This window comes from Chitinophaga pinensis DSM 2588 (assembly GCF_000024005.1).
GTDB lineage: Bacteria > Bacteroidota > Bacteroidia > Chitinophagales > Chitinophagaceae > Chitinophaga > Chitinophaga pinensis.
In genome coordinates this window covers 3,732,046-3,750,133 of record NC_013132.1, presented here as the reverse complement: position 1 = coordinate 3,750,133, position 18,088 = coordinate 3,732,046, and the positions used below count along the sequence as shown (strand labels likewise).

The 18,088-nt window shown below is 41.4% G+C and carries 21 protein-coding genes and 1 tRNA gene; 11 read left to right on the top strand and 11 right to left on the bottom strand.

Annotated elements, in window-relative coordinates; translation table 11 throughout:
• Positions 1-27 precede the first annotated feature (27 nt).
• The 3 genes from CPIN_RS15140 to CPIN_RS15125 all read right to left on the bottom strand — a co-directional run bounded on the left by CPIN_RS15140 (position 28) and on the right by CPIN_RS15125 (position 1,603).
• Complete coding sequence (locus CPIN_RS15140) at positions 28-591, bottom strand: hypothetical protein (RefSeq protein ID WP_012790687.1); 564 nt, start codon at positions 589-591, stop codon at positions 28-30.
• Between the two features lie 209 nt (positions 592-800).
• Positions 801-1,058 (bottom strand): DUF7660 family protein, encoded by a 258-nt coding sequence (locus CPIN_RS15130; protein ID WP_012790685.1) that lies wholly within the window; start codon positions 1,056-1,058, stop codon positions 801-803.
• 200 nt (positions 1,059-1,258) lie between these two features.
• Positions 1,259-1,603, bottom strand: coding sequence for a hypothetical protein (locus tag CPIN_RS15125; protein ID WP_012790684.1), 345 nt, complete (start codon positions 1,601-1,603; stop codon positions 1,259-1,261).
• 406 nt (positions 1,604-2,009) lie between these two features.
• Between CPIN_RS15125 and CPIN_RS15120 the strand changes: the two genes are divergently transcribed.
• The 4 genes from CPIN_RS15120 to CPIN_RS37625 all read left to right on the top strand — a co-directional run bounded on the left by CPIN_RS15120 (position 2,010) and on the right by CPIN_RS37625 (position 3,566).
• Positions 2,010-2,321 carry a lanthionine synthetase LanC family protein gene (locus tag CPIN_RS15120; RefSeq protein ID WP_044218775.1) on the top strand — a complete coding sequence of 104 codons (312 nt, stop codon included), beginning with the start codon at positions 2,010-2,012 and terminating at the stop codon, positions 2,319-2,321.
• 27 nt (positions 2,322-2,348) lie between these two features.
• On the top strand, positions 2,349-2,615 hold the full coding sequence (locus CPIN_RS15115; RefSeq protein ID WP_012790682.1) for a hypothetical protein: 267 nt from the start codon (positions 2,349-2,351) through the stop codon (positions 2,613-2,615).
• Positions 2,616-2,631: 16 nt separating this feature from the next.
• The gene (locus CPIN_RS15110) at positions 2,632-3,300 is read left to right on the top strand and encodes a hypothetical protein (protein WP_012790681.1); all 669 of its coding nucleotides are present in this window, start codon (positions 2,632-2,634) and stop codon (positions 3,298-3,300) included.
• Positions 3,301-3,392: 92 nt separating this feature from the next.
• Positions 3,393-3,566, top strand: a complete 174-nt coding sequence (locus CPIN_RS37625) for a transposase (protein WP_222838207.1) — start codon at positions 3,393-3,395, stop codon at positions 3,564-3,566.
• 121 nt (positions 3,567-3,687) lie between these two features.
• Here CPIN_RS37625 and CPIN_RS15105 read toward each other — a convergent pair.
• The 3 genes from CPIN_RS15105 to CPIN_RS15095 all read right to left on the bottom strand — a co-directional run bounded on the left by CPIN_RS15105 (position 3,688) and on the right by CPIN_RS15095 (position 5,038).
• Positions 3,688-3,760: transfer RNA gene (locus CPIN_RS15105), tRNA-Lys, on the bottom strand.
• A 123-nt stretch (positions 3,761-3,883) separates the two neighbouring features.
• Positions 3,884-4,366 (bottom strand): hypothetical protein, encoded by a 483-nt coding sequence (locus tag CPIN_RS15100; RefSeq protein WP_012790680.1) that lies wholly within the window; start codon positions 4,364-4,366, stop codon positions 3,884-3,886.
• A gap of 6 nt (positions 4,367-4,372) precedes the next feature.
• The gene (locus CPIN_RS15095; RefSeq protein WP_187294770.1) at positions 4,373-5,038 is read right to left on the bottom strand and encodes a DUF4844 domain-containing protein; all 666 of its coding nucleotides are present in this window, start codon (positions 5,036-5,038) and stop codon (positions 4,373-4,375) included.
• A 235-nt stretch (positions 5,039-5,273) separates the two neighbouring features.
• Between CPIN_RS15095 and CPIN_RS15090 the strand changes: the two genes are divergently transcribed.
• The gene (locus CPIN_RS15090) at positions 5,274-5,480 is read left to right on the top strand and encodes a hypothetical protein (protein ID WP_012790678.1); all 207 of its coding nucleotides are present in this window, start codon (positions 5,274-5,276) and stop codon (positions 5,478-5,480) included.
• Positions 5,481-5,605: 125 nt separating this feature from the next.
• Here CPIN_RS15090 and CPIN_RS15085 read toward each other — a convergent pair whose 3' ends face one another.
• Positions 5,606-5,974 (bottom strand): hypothetical protein, encoded by a 369-nt coding sequence (locus tag CPIN_RS15085; RefSeq protein ID WP_012790677.1) that lies wholly within the window; start codon positions 5,972-5,974, stop codon positions 5,606-5,608.
• A 22-nt stretch (positions 5,975-5,996) separates the two neighbouring features.
• A complete protein-coding gene (locus CPIN_RS15080; protein WP_012790676.1) occupies positions 5,997-6,308 on the bottom strand; it encodes a hypothetical protein in 312 nt (103 codons plus the stop codon).
• Between the two features lie 245 nt (positions 6,309-6,553).
• On the opposite strand from CPIN_RS15080, the gene CPIN_RS15075 reads away from it, so the two are divergent.
• Both CPIN_RS15075 and CPIN_RS15070 read left to right on the top strand, forming a co-directional pair.
• Positions 6,554-7,249, top strand: coding sequence for a peroxiredoxin-like family protein (locus CPIN_RS15075; protein WP_012790675.1), 696 nt, complete (start codon positions 6,554-6,556; stop codon positions 7,247-7,249).
• 14 nt (positions 7,250-7,263) lie between these two features.
• Positions 7,264-7,725, top strand: a complete 462-nt coding sequence (locus CPIN_RS15070) for a DoxX family protein (RefSeq protein WP_012790674.1) — start codon at positions 7,264-7,266, stop codon at positions 7,723-7,725.
• 58 nt (positions 7,726-7,783) lie between these two features.
• On the opposite strand, the gene CPIN_RS15065 is transcribed toward CPIN_RS15070, so the two are convergent.
• Positions 7,784-8,860 (bottom strand): GlxA family transcriptional regulator, encoded by a 1,077-nt coding sequence (locus CPIN_RS15065; protein WP_044218766.1) that lies wholly within the window; start codon positions 8,858-8,860, stop codon positions 7,784-7,786.
• A gap of 337 nt (positions 8,861-9,197) precedes the next feature.
• Between CPIN_RS15065 and CPIN_RS15060 the strand changes: the two genes are divergently transcribed.
• The 4 genes from CPIN_RS15060 to CPIN_RS15045 are packed head-to-tail and all read left to right on the top strand — an operon-like array spanning position 9,198 to position 15,497.
• Positions 9,198-9,701: a DUF420 domain-containing protein gene (locus tag CPIN_RS15060; protein WP_245552113.1), complete on the top strand. Its 504-nt coding sequence runs from the start codon at positions 9,198-9,200 to the stop codon at positions 9,699-9,701.
• A 38-nt stretch (positions 9,702-9,739) separates the two neighbouring features.
• A complete protein-coding gene (locus tag CPIN_RS15055; protein WP_012790671.1) occupies positions 9,740-10,876 on the top strand; it encodes an efflux RND transporter periplasmic adaptor subunit in 1,137 nt (378 codons plus the stop codon).
• Positions 10,877-10,892: 16 nt separating this feature from the next.
• On the top strand, positions 10,893-14,069 hold the full coding sequence (locus CPIN_RS15050) for an efflux RND transporter permease subunit (protein WP_012790670.1): 3,177 nt from the start codon (positions 10,893-10,895) through the stop codon (positions 14,067-14,069).
• A gap of 18 nt (positions 14,070-14,087) precedes the next feature.
• A complete protein-coding gene (locus CPIN_RS15045) occupies positions 14,088-15,497 on the top strand; it encodes an efflux transporter outer membrane subunit (RefSeq protein ID WP_012790669.1) in 1,410 nt (469 codons plus the stop codon).
• Positions 15,498-15,661: 164 nt separating this feature from the next.
• Here CPIN_RS15045 and CPIN_RS15040 read toward each other — a convergent pair whose 3' ends face one another.
• On the bottom strand, positions 15,662-16,723 hold the full coding sequence (locus CPIN_RS15040; protein ID WP_012790668.1) for an IS481 family transposase: 1,062 nt from the start codon (positions 16,721-16,723) through the stop codon (positions 15,662-15,664).
• Positions 16,724-17,122: 399 nt separating this feature from the next.
• Positions 17,123-17,824: a competence protein CoiA gene (locus CPIN_RS15035; RefSeq protein ID WP_012790667.1), complete on the bottom strand. Its 702-nt coding sequence runs from the start codon at positions 17,822-17,824 to the stop codon at positions 17,123-17,125.
• Positions 17,825-18,088: the final 264 nt, after the last annotated feature.

The following is an 18,088-nucleotide window of genomic DNA, read 5'->3' as shown; positions in this document are numbered from 1 at the left end:
AAAGATGCGCATAAAGGAGCCTGCTAATTATGCAGACGGAAAAGCTATTTTATGCTTTAATTGCTTATGAATTTTATGACACTCCTTATTAAGGTTTGCAAAATCGAAGTCTTTATTGAATTCGTCCTGGCCTGCCCATAGAAACGTATTTGCTGCTTCTTCTTTGAACGCCATAAACAATTCACTTCTGAAAAGAGGTTGCATTTCCGGGTCTTCTATTTGAATAGCATAATCTTCGATAAGGCCAGTTAAGGTATATAAGTCATCGAGCGCGGCATGAAGAGAATCGAAGTCTTCCTTTAAGATATCAAAATCCAAAGTGTTATATGGAATGGACTGTGAATGCAGATACACCGACCATTGTTGAAGGTTTTCGTGATCATCAAAATTAGATTCCAAAGCAATGGCTTTTGAGAGCGTTTCAATATCCCGGAAAAAGAATATGCGCTGTTTTACATCCAATAGCCATTTATCAGTCTCCTCGTCAAACATATCAGTTCCCCATACGGCGAAATAATGCTGATTGTCAAAAATCACATCTACTAAATACTTCCGAAATTCTTCGGATGCCTCTTCTAATGATTTTATCATTTTACTTAATTTTAGCAGGATATTCGTAGTGATGTTTCCTCGACGTATCAGCGCGAAATTCCCTTACTCGTCTGTCCCAGAGATCCTTTTGCCTCTTGACCCGCCATTCCTTTGAAAAGAAAAAAAAGAATACATATACAATGAATCCACCGAAAACGGCGCCTTTTAAAAATATTCCTATATTTTTCATTTACCAGTAGCTTATGCGACTATTCATACATTGTAGCAGCAATTAATATGTGACCAAATGTCTTCCAATCTACATGCTGAGGAATTGGCAATCCAGTATTTTTATAAAATCCATTCATATCCTCTATCCAACTGTACATAGCGTTCAGATAGCTGCGTAGATCCTTATTTTCCCATGATTGAGGATTTGTTTCGAATTGTGTAATGAGTTTATCAAAAAAAGCCAGAAAATCTTCCTTGCTATTTATTTCAAGAGCGTCATTTGTTAAATCATCCATATTATTTAAAGAAGAGTTGTATAAAAAAAGACAATAAATATGAGAAAGAAGTAAAGAATTATCAAATCAATTGTGATGATATCTGATAAACACCTTGAGCACAAAATTGATCGTTTATTCATGCTTTGTTGCTATACCCAATGGTACATCACAAAAAAAAATCGACATAAGCTGTAATTTAGAATCCGTCAGAACAAAACTCAATCTTCGTCCACAATATTATTCAATGATCCTACATAAACGCTGGGATTTAGTAAATTTTCAAGGCGACCTATCTTTAACAAATCTTCGATGACCTTTTCGATACACTCACGGGTCAGTTCTTTAACAAACAGATCAGGAGGACGGACATAGGCTCCATTCAAATTCTCTCCATTCTGCTGATCGATTAGTCTTGACGTCTCAAGGTATTTAAATGTCCAGACGTTTATACCATAACGTATTCCTTCTTTGGTATCAACATGAATGTTGCAAAACTCGTTTTCAACATCATAATCGCCGTAGTCCACTGCTTCAAATTCCAGCCAAAGCTTAAAATCAGGCATAAGGTATTCTTATATTTTAAAGTTGTATGCGAATATACTACAACATCCATATAATATGATTGAAACAGACAATACATCGCAGCCCGGGTAGGAATACATCTTTAGCGTTAGGGTATTCGGAATGAGATACGAGAAGTTATATAAGCTCCCGCCCCTACTCTTCCTACTTTATTTCTGAACCTGGCTGAATATGGATTCCAGCTCTTGCTGGAATTGTTCGCCCCGAAAATTTTTGGCAACAATTTTCCCGCTTGGATCAATCAGGTAAGATGATGGATTTTAATACTTTAGATGAAGTAAGCAATTTTATTCGCCAGTGACTTAGGCAGGTGATATAACATCATCACGTTTTTCAATCTTAGAAAGGAGGCATCACTAAACATCACATCAGAACTGAAATAGCGGCTTGAGGTATCTTATTTGTAAATCAAAAAAGTATGGTACGGATTGTATTGATTGGAAAGGGAAAAAAGAGAATGAAATGGATTACTGGTGGTGTGAGGGAACTCAGGGTATTGCTATGGCCTTTTTAAAAGCTTATAAAGTCACGGAAAATCCAATCTATAAATGGTACGCGACAATGGCCTTTAATATGCACACACCTCACGTAATAGATAACAATCTCACACAATGCCATGGACTAACAGGCTTAGGAGAAATATATTTGGAAGCTTATAGTATCTTGAATGAAGAAAAATGGCTCGATCGTGCCACCTGAATTATTCAGGTATTGATTAACTTAAAAATGGAACACCCTAAATATGGACCATACTGGCTGACACAAAAGAAGCTGCAGCCTACAGCCGATTTTATGTTTATCTTATCCAAAACTAAAGCTGTTAAAAATTACAACGGTGGCGGCAACGAGTACTACGTGGAGCAGATAGAGCAGTTACTGAAGAAGGCGGAAGAGCAATATAACTCAATGTCGAGAGGAGCCAGAGAGTGGCTTAGCAGGTCTCCACAGCTAACAATTCCAGAGCATCAAAAAAACGCACAAATAATCAAATAAAAACATAAATGCACGTATGAAAACACCATTTTTAGTAAGCCCGTTTAGTAAAGATAGTTTTAGCAACGCAGGTTTTACCAGCTCAGCATCTGGCAGTACAAGTGCTGATGGTGCAGGCGCTAAAAGGACAGACTCCATCAGCGCCAGATCCGGCACAGGGAAAATAGCGTTGTACAATAGTAAGGCTGCATTTTTAGTGTGCTCGCTTATTCAGATCTTCTTAACAGCCTGTTCTCAGAACACTGACTACCCCAAACAGGTAGTAGAAAAGGGCGAAGTAGGAAAACAGTTCGAGTATGAGATCAAAGGCGATCCTGACCGCACCAGATACAGGATGACGTACATAGGATCTATAAAGACGAAAAGTGATACAACGTTAAAGTTTCTCAACCTGATAAACATAACCGGCGGTTTTGACAGTCGCAAGGCACATTACACCGGAGCAGTATTATTATACGATCAGCATAATAACTACTTAGGGGACTATGCGGTACAGGACACCCTTTCACTTCCGGTGAGAGTGGAAGGCACCACCCTGGTTTTCTCAGGTCAGCAAGATTGTAACGCCATTACGAAAATTGATTTTTCTAACGAAATTCCAAAAGAAATATTCATTAAATGCGTAGGCGATTCAGGAGACTTCTACCCATTCGACCACGTTGATTTCTCTCCAGACCAGCAGTAATGCCCATGGCATTACTGCTGATTTATCAAACCGGAAAACGAAGTACGCTCGCTAACATTGCTCCTCATTAGGAGAATGGATGAACGGAGGTGATGTCCAGGACTGTACAAAACCATTATCTGGATATCCTGAAATTCTTTAATAACCGGGCCACCAATGCGGCGGCAGAATCATTTAATGCGAAGGTAAAATCATTTAGAAACGCTATGAGAGGAGTAAGGGACGTGAACTTCTTCCTTTTTAGGCTCGTTAAATTATATTCCTAATGGCAATCCCCCAAGAATTCAACTTGATCCCCAAAAGGCAGTTGATAATAAAGACATTAAAGATACTCCGTAAAAAACTAACAGCTCCAAGTCATTGAACTTGAAGCTGTTAATTTTTTCGTGATCCCGCTGGGACTCGAACCCAGGACCCATACATTAAAAGTGTATTGCTCTACCAACTGAGCTACGGAATCATTCCTTCTTTTTGTAATTGGGAGTGCAAAGATAGGATAATATATTTTATAAACAACACCTTTTTAAAAAAACTCCTTCAAATATTTCATCACATGACTTATCGAACATGCTCAAAACCTTATCTACAAAGCACCTCCGGCCCAGTTATTCAATCTCGCCGCCATCAATAAAACACCACACATCTCATGAAAATCTGCACCTTTGTTCGCATGAAGTATAATAGGTGCTCTGTTTCTGATCCTTACTGAAAGCTGATTAAACTCCTTCTTTCCACCTTCCCTTACTTTGCGTAAACTCTCTTTTCCATCTAATCCGATCAGCTCCGCTGGGTAGAACCCTTCAATATCACTAAGTAGGACTGCACAATAAGTCTTTCCATCAAAACCCACTACTTGTCGGGTACATAACAAAGTCCATTCACCACCTGGCTTTGTGAAAAACAGAACAGGGACTCCCATTAATGACTCATCGATATGTGATGACAATGCTGCTTGTTGTTCAACTGCCAGGTCGTCAAACAAGCAATTAAATTCCGACAATCCAGGAAATTGCCGGACCTTACATATATACCTCTCTTTAAGAAATTGGTCCGTTTTCTGTGCCATATGCCGCTATTTCTTCCGGAAATACTTTATCTGCTCCAACCTCACTTTCGCGTCTTCTTCACTATAGTCAGCCTTCGACAATTGTTCAATGGATGCATGATTCTCAAATCTGAATTGTTTGACACCAGGTCCTACTGATAATAAATTATACTCGTTACAGTTATTACAACGTATAATAGACCAGCTGAAATCCGGGATGCTCGGTTCTTTGCACAGGATAGAAGTGCGCAACGGTAAGTTACAGCTCGTACAGGGCTGTTCTATCGTTTCTATAATTTTCTCCTGTCGCTTTAGCAGGTTGCTTATTCTAAGCATTGCGCCCAGTATCATACCATGCAGCCAACTATTCAGATCATGTTTTATATCGGCATCAACGATCCGCGACAATTCATAATAATAGTCACAGATCAGCCCACGCTCTTCTGTATCAAAGTAGGAAGCATCAAGATTTTCCAGGCTGGTTTTAAGGATCTTCGATAATTTCCTCTCATTAAGATCCTCCTCTACTGCGGCAATCAACTGATCGGTACATATATTCATCTGCGTCTGTAACCACTGGCACAGCTCATCATCAGAAGGGTTTAAACCTCGTTCCTGAAATACACCGTAGGAAAATTTGTCTCTGCGTTTAAAACCAGATAGGGCAGTCAGGATATGTTCTTTCTCGCTCATAATTTTCATAGACATTGGAAGACAATCAGGGGATATATGCTCTCAAATGTGATCAGATTCTATCTCCCATGGGTACAGCATCTTTCTATAAGATCTGCAATGCTACTAAAATGATTGCAAAAAGAGGCAAAATAAAATAAGATCTATTGTTTGATTTTTGCAGTTTTTGGATTGATATCCGCATATTTAGCCGTGCCGATACCCCAAATTTTGCCCGTCAATTAATCAGTTTTTTATGGCTACGCACAAAATAAAGGCGCGGAGACTACATCAGCTCGGCATCAAACACCTCCATTTGGATGCTATCGCAATTCCGCAGCCAGGGTCGAATGACCTGCTTATCAGGGTAAATGCTGTATCTATTAATTACAGAGACAAGTCTATCGTTGACGGCATTTACAATCCGGACATTTTAAGCAAAGATCCCAACACCCTGGCCTGAGATGCCAGCGACACCATCGTGGCGCTGGTACATATATAAACAGGAAACGGCGTTCGCTATTAGCAGAACACCGTTTCTTAGCAGCTCCTGTATTGAAAACCAGGGAACTCAATGTTATAAATCTGCTATTCGTCAAAAAACCAATCGAGTAAATCCTCTCTTCCATCCTCAAATGTATTTTTCCAATCATCTGCATCATCCAGCACCTCTCTCGATAAAGTCAGGGATTCATGTATTGGCTCATAATCTGAATAGTCATACTTTGACCAGATCTTTTTGATCTCCTTGAAATACTTTTTAATTAACTTTTCTGTGTCATCATCCTCACCGTATGCAATAAGAAAAGCTGTCCATTCATACACCCGTTCCTTTTCCTTCAGTTTATCTGCCTCGCGGATCAGGTATATTCCGAGATCATAAGCATACATTAACTCCAACGTTGGCTCACCTTTTCTCAACGGAGAACCAAAATCGATGTAGATCTGCTTGTCCATCGGATCAAAATAAGCAACTACGTCATTTCGCAGATGGATTCCATTTCTTTTTAATATCCCGGTTAATAAACTCAATGTCCTTTTTTTTGAGGAGTTTCTCAAAATAGGCTTCATTTCCTTTATAATCAGGGTGCTCTGTGCAGTCGATCGTTTTCGTATAACCTGTCTTGAGCAGAACAGGCATTACTCTGAAGTTCGTGAATGAACAATCGTGCTGGTCCTGTATAGCATACAGGTTCCCAATCAATTGAATTTTCTTTTCGTTTGTTGTGTCTATTTTATCAACCAGGTTAATTCCTTCTTCTACCAGGCTTTCAATTTCCCACATGGACATGATTATAGGGTTTTAGGGGTTAATTTGAAAGCAAAATATACACTATTTATATCTAAAGCAAGCAGGTAATCATTCGCTGTTTCTAAAGTCCCATTCGATGCAAAATGGTATGGAGATAAAACGTAATCGGGAAATATGGGCAATACAAAAGGAAATACAGATATCTCTACAAGCAATGAACAGACCTATCTTTAACTAACAAAAAGAAATGCTATCATAATTGTCGAACTAAAGAATATTGCAAGATGAAAAGTTTCATAAAAGAAAATACCAGATCAATTTTTATAACACTGTTGCTATCCTTCACAACAGCTACGGTAGCTAATGCACAACGTGTATCCAGGGATTCATCAATGATGATGGACAAAATGGAGCCGCAACAGATGTCTTACACCATTCCACAAAAACCGGAAGATATCAGTCCATTACTAAACGGGGAAAAGATTCCAAAAGCGATATTGACCGATTTATCCGGAAAAAAATTCGACCTCAATAAAGCAGTGTCGGAAAAACCGACCGTGCTGGTGTTCTACCGGGGAGGCTGGTGTCCCTATTGCTCCAGACAACTTTCCGGCTTGCAACAAGCGGCCCCCGATCTCGAAAAGTTGGGATATCAGTTAATCGCAATAAGCACTGACACTCCGGAAGAACTTATGCAATCTGCAACAAAAGAAAAACTGGACTATACATTGCTTTCCGACGCCGATCTATCCCTATCAAAACAATTTGGGATCGCCTACAAAGCACCCGAAGCATATTGGAACATGTTGCCTAAAACAACTGGTGGCCTGGATACAGCGTTGCTACTACCCGTACCATCAGTTTTTATATTAGACAAAAAAGGAACCATCCATTTCGAATATATCAACCCTGACTTTAAACAAAGATTAAGTGCTGATCTATTAAAAGCTGTCACCAATAGCATCAGGAAGGATCTCTAAATATGTGAGCGATAATGCAACTAAAATTAAAGAGAAATAGATATTCGGATTGGTCGGTTGCCGGATTACGTACAATTGCCGGGATTGGTTTTATTGTACACGGCTGGGCCAAGATTAGCCGGGGAACAGCAGGTTTTGAAAAACTACTTTTACAAATTCATACGCCCTATGCCCACTTCATGAGTATTTTGGTTCCCTATCTGGAACTAATCGGAGGTATGTTGCTCATACTCGGCTTTCTCACGCGAATTATATCCACAGCGCTTATCGTTGTAATGTTAACTGCAATGTTCACGATACATATCCGTTATGGCTTCAGCACTATCCAAACGACGGGCCTGAATACGGATGGCCCAATATTCGGTCCGCCGGGATATGAAATCAATCTGCTCTATATTGGAATTCTTGCTTTTCTATTGATAAATGGAGCAGGAAGAGTATCAGCAGATAGTGGAATAAAAAGAGGAAGCGCATGATAATGGGTACGCGGTTACAAGTTGAAGATGTAGTTAAAAGGGGAAAGACCGCATATGATCAGTCCATCTCATGCTGGTTGATAATATTCAATGGGTAATGTTCACCTAAGCCGGCATCTCGCAGTGCTTTCCTGAATACCCGTCGGTAATCGGACGGAGTGGTCATTAGCAGCCTTAAAAATGTTCGACGCAGAGAACTAAGACCACCGAATCCGCACATTTCTGCAATACTTTCCAGTGAGTTGTCAGTATCCTCCAATAATCTCCTGGCCTGCTCGACACGCACTTTCTCTACAAATTTTGCCGGGGAAGAACCTGTCTGCTTATTGAATACCCTGGTAAAATTACGGGGGCTCATATTCAGGTGATCTGCAATCCTTCTCACATCTAATTGTTCATTCAAATGTTCCAGCACCCAGGTTCGTAATTTCTGGCTAAGACCTGTACTTTCCGTGGACGGTAACAGATTAGCAAACTGGCTTTGATAACCTGGTCTATATAAATAGACTACCAGTTCCCTCGCTACCTGGATAGCTATTTCCTTACCAAAATCTTCCTCGACCATAGCCAAAGCCAGGTCGATGCCTGAAGATACCCCGCCTGATGTATAGATATGTCCATCCTTGACAAAGAAGGGATTCGTGTCTACGCTGAGCTGTGGATAGGTTTTTTGTAGTTTTTCGTTAAGTCCCCAGTGTGTTGTTACTTTATGATTGTTGATAAGACCTGCCTGCGCTAAAGCAAATGCGCCCGCACACACAGAAGCGATCCTCCTTGTATTATTGGGTGTTCTTTTTGAAAGCCATCTATAGAAAGGTTCGAACAATTCGGTGAAAGATTCATGGGAGTCATAATTGGATATAATCAGCGTATCGATACGCGACCTGATGTCAATTGCACTAACCTGGCATAAAATATCTGCACCTGCTCCTGTAACTACTTTTTTTTCAGCTGTAGGAGAAGCGATCCTAACATCATATCCTTCATGGATATCGGAGTGTTTTAAAAATATATTGGCAGTTGTAAATACGTCTGCCGGGCCAACGAAGTCCATTAGCATACGGCCAGTCATAGCCACAATAACAACCTTCTTTTTCTCTGTCTTTCTTTTCACTACAAGAACCCCTTCTTTCATAACAACAAAATTAGGTTTTGCGCATATTGTCTCAAAGGACATAAATGACGCACTTTAGGCCATTTTTCATTGCTGCAAAAAAAATCATATTCCATCTATCATGAAAATTCAAATAAATAAAAATCAAATCATTATCTAAGCAAAAGAGATAAAATTAAAGTCCGAAAATGCATTCATTCTGCAATTTCCAGATATGATTTGCGGTGTAGTGGAATTGCGAATACAAACAGAAGGCAGATAACTTTGCGCCATACTAATGAGGATGGAAATGACAAAAGCAACACTAGCCGGAACAGGAATACTAAGAAAAGGATCAAAACAAAAAAACTATACTCCCTTGATCTGGACATTGGCGATTTTCATCAATGGTCTGATTACGGTGTCCTACTTCTTACCAAAGATCGATACACTAAAGCACTATAATTTCTCCGTATTACCTTTAGTCAATGCGGTATTAAACGGTTCAACATTTATTGCTTTACTCACGGCGTTGATCGCTGTCAATAAAAAAAATGAGCTATTACATAGAAGTTTTGTGTTTCTGGCATTCGCGTTTACTTCTTTATTCCTGTTTTCCTATTTGCTTTACCATTTTTCAACTCCTTCAACGCAATTCGGAGGTAGTGGCGTTATCAAAGGGATTTACTTCTTTATACTGCTCACGCATATTTTTCTGGCTGTTTTGATCGTACCGCTGGCACTGATCACTATGGGATTTGGGTTAAACGGTAATATTATAAAACACCGTAAAGTCGCAGCGTGGACAATGCCCATATGGTTATATGTGAGTCTCACGGGTGTCATCGTTTACCTCATGATATCTCCTTATTATCCTCATTAATATTTCTACACTTTTTTATCACTCCATATATAAATTTTATGAATAGAAATCTGATATATGGCATGTTAGCTAATGCTATCATGCTTTCGGGCTGCTCATCAGGCGGTACACAATCGCCAACCGCAACAACACCAACAGTACCGGTGGCCACCGTTAATGCAGGTGACGCCGTTGTCTATACGGAATATCCGGCGAAGATTGAAGGTCAGAACGACATTGAGATCAGAACACAAGTTGCGGGAATACTGGAAAAAATCTACGTTTCCGAAGGGGCATATGTAGAAAAAGGCGCTCCCTTGTTTCAAATTGACGCGCGACCATATCGCGAAGCATACAACAATGCCGAGGGAGAATTACTCGCTGTCAAAGCAGGCGTAGTCACTGCAAAACTAGAGGTTGATAAGCTAACACCACTGGTTCAAAGCAAGGTGGTATCTGCTTACCAGTTAAAAACCGCACAGGCTGCCTATGAAGCTGCCCTGGCGAGAGAAAAACAAGCAGCAGCCAAAGTCGGAAATGCGAAGATTACCTTGGGTTTCGCGACCATCACGGCACCGGTAAGTGGATATATCGGCAGACTTTTCAAGAAAACAGGAAGTCTCCTTGCGCCTTCGGACACTCAGCCCTTATCCTATCTTTCTGATAACCGGGAAGTACATGCCTATTTTTCTATTGGAGAAGCTGATTTTGTCACGTTCAAAAATGAGTTAAAGGGCGCTTCAATTGACGAAAAATTAAAGCATGCGGCGGCTGTAAATATGTTGCTTTCCGGAGGAACAGCGTATTCGCAAACGGGCGTATTGGATATGGTTGACGCGGCTTTTGATAAAAATACCGGAGCAATCACTTTGCGCGCGACATTCCCCAATAAAGGAGGTTTACTTCGTTCCGGTAATTCAGCCCGGATAAAATTGGCACTTAAACAATCCGGAGTGATCCGCATCCCCCAATCTGCCACTTTCGAAATGCAGGATAAAACATTTGCGTTTATCGTTGACCAAAATAGTAAAGCACGACAGGCGGCACTGACCATATCCGGATCAACGGGAAATACCTATTATATCTGCGGTGGATTAAAGGATGGCGACCGGCTTGTTCTAAAGGGGTTGGAGTCTCTTAAAGATGGTACAGTCGTAAAACCTGAAAGATCGAACGAAAAATTGGCCAGCAATTAATTTTAATTACAGAATCATGTTGAAAGTTTTTATTGACAAGCCGGTTATCGCAACGGTGGTTTCCATCATGCTGGTGATTCTCGGTTTGGTAGGTCTGATGGACCTGCCTATACAGCAATTCCCCGATATAGCGCCGCCAGTGGTACAGGTGTCAGCCAACTATCCTGGTGCAAATGCAGAAACTATGGTGCGTGCCGTAGCGCCGCCATTGGAAGAGGCTATTAACGGAGTAGAGAATATGACTTATATGAGTTCTACCTCTGCTAATGACGGAACCCTGATTATTTCGGTCTATTTTAAGTTAGGTACTGATCCTGATCAGGCGGCGGTAAATGTGCAGAACCGTGTATCATCTGCTACCGGACTCTTACCGCCTGAGGTAGTTCAGGCCGGCATAAACACCCAAAAGGTACAGAATTCACTCATTATGGCGATCAATCTGATGAGCGAAAATCCTCAATTGTATGATGCGACTTATCTGACCAACTACGCACAAATAAATATCATACCGGAACTAAAACGCATACAGGGTGTTGGTCAGGTCACCTTCTTTGGTAGTAACAGGGATTACTCCATGCGGATCTGGCTCAATCCGGCACAAATGGCCACTTACAACATCACCCCTACTGAGGTGATGACTGCCGTCAAAAGTAAAAATCAGGAAGCAGCTCCCGGAAGATTTGGAGAGTCAAGCAACAGGTCTTTTGAATACGTGTTAAAATATGCCGGCAAGTATACTAAACCGGAGGATTATGGCAATATGATCATAAGAGCGAACGCAGATGGTAGTATGCTCAAACTGAAGGATGTGGCGAAGGTTGAATTAGGCAGTTATACTTACAACTCGCTAAACACGGTGAATGATAAACAAAGTGTTTTATTCCAGGTCATACAACTGCCAGGTTCTAACTCAAGGGAAATACAGACAAAGGTGGCAGCGTTTCTAAAAAAAGCAGAGAAGGATTTTCCCCCTGGCATCAAACAGCAAATACTTTACAATACGAAAGATATGCTGGATCAATCTATCGATCAGGTGGAGCATACTTTACTGGAAGCCTTTATCCTCGTCTTTGTTGTAGTCTATATATTCTTGCAGGACTTCCGGTCAACGCTGATCCCTGCCATTGCTGTTCCTGTAGCAGTTATTGGAACATTTTTCTTTATGTCCGTCTTTGGGTTCTCCATTAATTTGCTGACTTTATTTGCGCTTGTTCTTGCCATTGGCATTGTTGTGGATGATGCCATTGTGGTCGTAGAGGCAGTGCATTCCAAATTAGAGCATAGAAACATCAGCCCCAGGAAAGCCACTATGTCTGCCATGCATGAGATCACAGGTGCGATCATCTCAATTACCCTTGTAATGGCAGCGGTATTTCTTCCGGTCGGTTTTATGCAGGGCTCAGCAGGTGTCTTTTACAGGCAGTTCGCCTTTACGCTGGCGATTGCTATTGCCATATCTGCGTTAAATGCCCTGACGCTTAGTCCGGCCTTATGTGCTTTACTACTGAAAGATGTCAATCATGACCACCAGGAAAAACCGGCCAATTTCAAGCAGCGGTTTTTCATTGCATTCAATAAAGGTTTTGAAAACGTCACCGGTAAATATGTTGGAGCGGTTAAAACAATGATCAGATTCAAGTGGGTTAGTCTTGCCGGATTATTACTGGTCGTGCTGATAACTGGTTGGCTGATACGCAGGACGCCTACCGGCTTTATTCCATCAGAAGATTTAGGTTTCATTGCGATCTCAGTGAATCTTCCTCCAGGCTCTTCGATGAACAGAACGCAGGCGATCCTCGATGAAGCGGCTAATAAGGTGAGGGATATGAAAGCAAAATTCGCCTTCAATGAGGTTGCTGGCTTTAATGTGTTAACCAGTTCAACAAGTCCATCATCCGGCGTAGCTTTTTTCAGGATGAAAAAAGACGGAGAACGTGGCGAAATGAACGACGTCTCTGCTAATATTGCTGAACTGCAAAAGCGCCTGAATACGATAAAAGGTGCGCAATGCTTTGTATTTTCCTTTCCAACGGTGCCTGGCTTCAGCAATGTCGACGCGCTTGATCTGGTCCTGGAAGATAAGGCAGGTGGCAGGCTAGATAAGTTTGGAGGTATCGCGAACCGCTTTATTGCTGAATTAATGAAACGCAAGGAAATAGCTATTGCCTTTACGACATTTCGCGCAGATTATCCTCAATATGAAATGCTGCTTGATCATGAAAAGATCGAACAACTCGGGGTTGATGAAAAAGATGTGTTAAGCACTATGCAATCTTATTTCGGCAGTGCCCAGGTCTCTGATTTTAACCGGTTCGGTAAGTATTACCGTGTAATGGTACAGGCAGAGAAAGAAGAACGAGCTGATCCTGCATCCATGAATGAAATCTATGTAAAAAACAGAGCTGGTAACATGGTGCCAATAAATACGCTCGTAACTTTGAAAAGGGTATTCGGACCAGAAGCCATTACCCGTTATAACCTTTTCAACTCAATAGGCGTCAATGCCGTACCCAAACCAGGTTATAGTACAGGAAATGCGATCCAGGCTGTCAGGGAAGTAGCTGCAAACGTATTGCCTACAGGTTATTCATTCGAGTTTTCGGGAATGACGAGAGAAGAGATCTCTTCCGGCGGCCAATCTTTACTTATATTTAGCCTCTCTCTGTTATTCGTCTACTTTTTATTGTGTGCCCAATACAATAGTTACATACTGCCATTAGCGGTGGTATTCTCTGTTCCTACCGGTATCATTGGTGTCTTTCTGGCAATCGGTATGGCTGGTATTGACAATAATATTTACATCCAGGTAGCACTTATTATGCTGATCGGATTGTTGGCAAAAAATGCCATTCTGATCGTCGAATTTGCGGTGCAACGCAGACATGCAGGACATACACTGGTAGAATCAGCATTGGAGGCTGCCAGACTTCGAATTCGCCCGATCATAATGACATCAATTGCATTTGTAGCAGGTATTTCTCCTATGATGCGAGCGACCGGCCCTTCTGCTATGGGTAATCATTCGATTAGTATAGGTGCGGCCGGCGGCATGCTGGGTGGGGTCGTTTTAGGGCTCTTTATCATCCCTGTATTATTTGTTGTGTTCCAGGCGCTTCACGAAAAAGTTGCCGGAAAAAAGATACTGGTTGAAGAGGATCTGGTGCTTAAACATGAACCATCACCTGTTCTTTAATCGCCTAATATACAAACCATGAACCATCATAAAAAAATATATCTGCTTCTTTTCTTCATGGCTTTGGCAGGAGCCTGCAGGGTATCAAAAGACCTGCCAGATCAACGACCGGAGACACCGTCCGCTTTTCGTAACGGCAATGATACAGACACTTCCAGCATTGCAGGTATTCCCTGGAAGTCTTTTTTTACGGATAAGGTGCTACAGGAGTTGATCGATAGTACTTTAGCAAGGAACTTCGATATGCAGTCAGCACTTAAAAACCTGGAGCAATCGCAATTAGTGCTGCAACAGTCTAAATGGAACAATGTTCCTGTCGTGGGCTTAAACGTTACGGCTTCCACTACGAATCCATCAAACAATAGTTTAAACGGTTTGACGCTTGGGCAGTTTTTAGGGACAGATCACCTGGAAGACTACTCCGCAAATCTAAGCGTTAGCTGGGAAGCGGACATATGGGGTAAAATCAGGAATACAAACAGACTGGCCCTGGCTTCCTACCTGCAATCCCAGGAAGCCCGTAAAGTTCTGCAGACGGGCCTGATTGCAGCTGTATCACAAGGTTATTTCAATCTTTTGATGCTGGATGCGCAGCTGAATATTGTCGAAAAAAATCTTACACTCAACGACAGTACAGTGCTTATCGTTCAGTTACAATACGAAGCCGGCCAGGTCACCTATCTGGCGGTTCAGCAAGCGATTGCCCAACGTCAGCTGTCAGCGGGCTTGCTACCTCAATTGGAGCAGGCAATTATTATCCAGGAAAATGCAATTCGCTTCTTAAGCGGACAACTTCCAGACAAGATAGATCGAAACAGCTTGCTTGAAGACATCACCTTTCCTTCGATCTTATCTGCAGGTATCCCATCTGAAATGATCAGCCGGAGACCTGATGTTAAAAGCAGCGAATTTGAGCTGATGATAGCTAATTCACGGGTTGGTATTGCAAAAGCTCAAATGTACCCTTCATTACGGATAACTGCTTCCGGCGGCGTCAACTCACTCAGGGCAAGTGATTGGTTTAATATACCGGGCTCCATCTTTGGTGTCGTAGGTGGAGGTGTACTGCAACCCTTACTTCAGCATAAAGAACTAAGTACGCAATACCGGGTAGCTCAGCTAGAACGCGAGAAAACCGTTTTACTTTTCAGGCAGACGGTATTGAAAGCTGTAGGTGAGGTATCGGATGCATTGGCGAGTATCGAAAAACTAAAGGTAAGGGAAAGCGTTACGGCTGAACGTGTAAAAACCCTGCAGGAAGCTACGATAAATGCAAATGCGCTTTTCCAAAACGGCATGGCCAACTATCTGGAGGTGATAACTGCTCAAAGTAATGTGTTACAATGTGAACTTGACCTTGCAGCCATTAAATGTGCTGAATTAACAGCGATATCAGACTTATACCGGAGTCTTGGCGGTGGTATTTAGCAGCGAATTGATTATTCAGCAACATCATTATTAAAAAAGCCAGCTGCTTTTACAAGCAGCTGGCTTTTTTAATTTGTAATAGCTAATACTTGATCTGACAGATTAAGCATTTTTGATTCGCAAGATCGTCTATAAACCTGTGCATATTTCATGGATAAAAGGCCTCAGGTTGACACTTTTCCTCTGGCATACAATTGATCAATCTTTTTCTCATTAGCTAGTTCCTTGCTATCTAACCAGGTTTGCATGGGCGTTTTCCCAAAGCAGTAACGCCCGCTATGGGAACGTTCTGTATTATAATAATGAAGCCACCTGTCAAGATCTTCTTGTAGCGCATCCAATGAATCGTACATTTTCTTCCTAAACGCAATAGCATAGAACTCTTCCTGCATTGTTCGGTGGAATCGCTCGCAAATGCCATTGGTTTGAGGACTTTTGGCTTTGGTCCGTGTATGATCAATATCTTCGATAGTCAAGTATAACTGGTATTCGTGATGTTCTCTAGCTCCGCAATATTCTGTTCCGCGATCTGTGAGAATACGAAGTAGATCAATTTCCTGCTCCTGATAGAAAGGTAACACTTTATCGTTGAGTATCTCCGCGGCAACCAGTGCATTTTTTCGATCATAAAGCTTAGCAAATCCAACCCGAGTATAAGTATCAATAAATGTCTGTTGGTAAATTTTACCCACTCCCTTAATGTATCCGACATAATAGGTGTCTTGTGACCCGAGGTAGCCAGGATGGTGTGTTTCAATTTCGCCCCTGCTTTCCTGTTCTTCTTTTTTACGTTCCAGGGCAGCAACCTGGCTTTCTGTGAGGATAAGACCATCCTGAGCAACTTTGGCTTCTAAAGCCTTTAAGCGCTTCTGCATTGTCTCTAAATCGTGCCGCAGCCACACACAGCGGATACCAGCCGGAGATACAATGGTTCCTCTTTTCCTTAATTCATTGCTAGCGCGAGATTGTCCCTGTTCAGGATGCTCAATGGCGTAAGCAACGACTGCTTCTTCGTCTTGACTAGGAATCCGATTCTTTAGCAGAGGCTTACTGCGACTGATCTCTTTGAGAGCCAGTTCTCCTCCCTCTTCATAAAGTTTCTGGAAACGATAAAATGAGTCCCGACTATAGCCCATAACTTTACAGGCTTCGGATACATTGCCGAACTTCTCGGCCAACTTCAACAGACCCATCTTTGGCTGGATAATCTTTTGAATTGTTGTCATGACTTTAATCTTTTACAATTATTAATTAACAATAACTGTCAGATTAAGTTTTAACTTTTACATATAAACTATTCCCCCAAAAAAAAGCTCCAAGTCTTTAAACTTGAAGCTTTCCCTGTGATCCCAGGTATGGGAAACTCGAACCAAATCATTGAAGAATTAACTACACTCAATAGCAATTGGCATTAATGAGTTAAAATAATATGACAAAAGTTCGAGGCTCTTCTTTGGGTAGCTAACAAAACTGTAAGGATAAGTCTTGACTATTTCAATTAAAGATCAAAACCTCCTCCTTCTACCAAATAAAAACTGTTTGCTTCTTAAAGCGTTTTCACGCTGCTCATCTGTCCATAATTCTTGCCGTCTCTGCGTATCCCAAACCGCGGCTGTCTCATTTTCTTATCTAAAACCGTTCATAAGTCCCTCAAACCATAAAAGCCATTCACCTTTAATCACTTTCTTAATGAAATCATCAGGTGTTAACTCCGCAAAAACGGCGCTTCCTCCAATTGAGATCGGGAACAAGCAGTACAGATATTTGTGTGCATCGAAAATATTACCTTCCGGGGCTACAGCTCTAAAGTCGAATATAACAGGTTTGGAGCTGCTCAGCCATGTAGAGTGAAAGCATTCTTCGGGACGGTCAACATGGAATATGCCACTCTCTTCAGTAAACTTAAACTTCCCCTGATTTTTAAAAAAACGCGAATAATCATTCTTTCGGAATGCTCCATCAACCACCCAAACCATATTCCCATAAATACTTTCCCGGGCGTCGCGTTCTTTTTTTTTAATACTTGAATGTTGAAATTCAATTACTAAATCATGTTCAGTTTGGACATCGGCAATATGAATTTCATGAGTTCGTACATCCTGCCTAAAAACTTCTTGCCATGGTTGGGGAAATTGACTTTTCCAGGATCGATGCCATTCAGTTTCTGAATCCCACCACCTATCGCACATCTTTTCGCCGGCATGTGCCCAATGGGCTACTCTCACATCACCACATCTTGCAAAAACTTGCTTTCCACATCCAGGGCAAGTTCCTTCTAGCGCATATAGAGCTTCAATAAGTTGACCATCAACTAACGCAAAGCGCATATTCCAATTCTTTAGATTTTCTCAGCCTTTTAAGCATCTATGCTAATCTTTGGGTAAGACAGAATAAATTCTCAGTAAGTCACGTGAGTTAGTGATTGAAGAATACCTGATACCTTTTCTCGTTTAACATCTTGATCTGCGGGAACTACTTATCAAGAAATAACGTGCGACGCATTTTTCAGGTGGGATAGCAGATAGCAACAGGCAAACAAATATTTATCTTTTACAGCTTTATTGTCATTTTTTAGAGGCCATTTCAAGAAG